The organism is Micromonospora sp. NPDC005220 (assembly GCF_040607895.1).
In the GTDB taxonomy this organism is placed as follows: domain Bacteria; phylum Actinomycetota; class Actinomycetes; order Mycobacteriales; family Micromonosporaceae; genus Micromonospora.
This window is the reverse complement of record NZ_JBEXHP010000250.1, coordinates 1-1,026: the sequence shown is the minus strand read 5'-3', so window position 1 is coordinate 1,026 and position 1,026 is coordinate 1. Positions and strand designations below refer to the sequence as shown.

The 1,026-nt window shown below is 59.8% G+C and carries 1 protein-coding gene; it reads left to right on the top strand.

Features of this window, described 5'->3' with window-relative positions; translation table 11 throughout:
* Window positions 1-130 precede the first annotated feature (130 nt).
* Window positions 131-895, top strand: coding sequence for a hypothetical protein (locus ABZU52_RS32490; protein WP_354974729.1), 765 nt, complete (start codon window positions 131-133; stop codon window positions 893-895).
* The last annotated feature ends 131 nt before the right edge of the window (window positions 896-1,026 follow it).

Here is a 1,026-nt window from a genome sequence, read left to right as displayed (position 1 = left end):
CCGGTGGCCGGCGGCCGGTGGCCGGTGGCCGGCGGCCGGTGGCCGGTGGCCGGTGGCCGGTGGCCGGTGGCCGGTGGCCGGTGGCCGGTGGCCGGCTTTGGCCTGCCAGCCCGGCGTGCGAGCATGTGAAATGCCGATGGAGGATGAAGCCTCTCCCCCTGTTTCCGATGTCGACGGTCAAGCCGGGCGTCCCCGCCTGCTCGTCTGGCAGGACGAACTCAACGCTTCGCCGGGTTACCACGCAACTGCCCTCATGGACTACGTTCGTCGCATCGGGTACGTCTTCCAGGGCAACGTTGACCAGTACAATCGGCTCGTCGCTCATGTGCAGGACCCGGCAAATTCACTAGCTGTTTTCGATATGACGAACCCTCGTGCACATGATGAGCTTCTGTCCGAGGTTGAACGTCTACTCCATAACGTCCTTATGGCACTGAGCACCCGCATCGATCAACAGCGCTTCTTTCTGAGAAAGCACTTCAGCGAAGACGGGGCGCTCACGGCTGAATATTTTGCAAAAATACGGTCGGACTTCGATAGCTATGCGCCAGCCGCGTTCCTGCGAGGCCTTCGGAACTATCTGACGCATCACCGTCTGCCCGTGGCCCAAAGCCGTCAGACGTTCTCCAATCATTCTTTCTCAGTTGCGTTTGTACTGCTGCGCCAGCCCCTGTTGGAGTGGTCGAAATGGAATAGCGACACCAGAAGATGGCTCGCGGACCAGGACGATGAGCTAGAGATTGTTCCGATGATCGACGGCTATGCTCGGATTGCCGGCGGTTTCGACAAGTGGTTGCACGACAGGATCAAGCTTAAGTATGCGGGTGCGATTCGCGAGTATGAAAAAGCCGCTAAGGCCTTTAACCGGGAGTTGAATCAAACGTTCGGCTTTTAGTCCCGGGCTCGCTCGATGACCAGTAGCCCGCTGTTCCTAAGGGACGTCTCGTAACCCTGGCGTCTGTCTGTTAGGGACGGTCAGGCAGGATGCCCGGGTGCAGGTGATCACCGCAGCCCGTCCGGAGTGGA

What these genes read in the sequence shown, in the direction of transcription:
- ABZU52_RS32490 (WP_354974729.1), top strand. Translation starts at nt 131, where the DNA reads ATGCCGATGGAGGATGAAGCCTCTCCCCCTGTTTCCGATGTCGACGGT.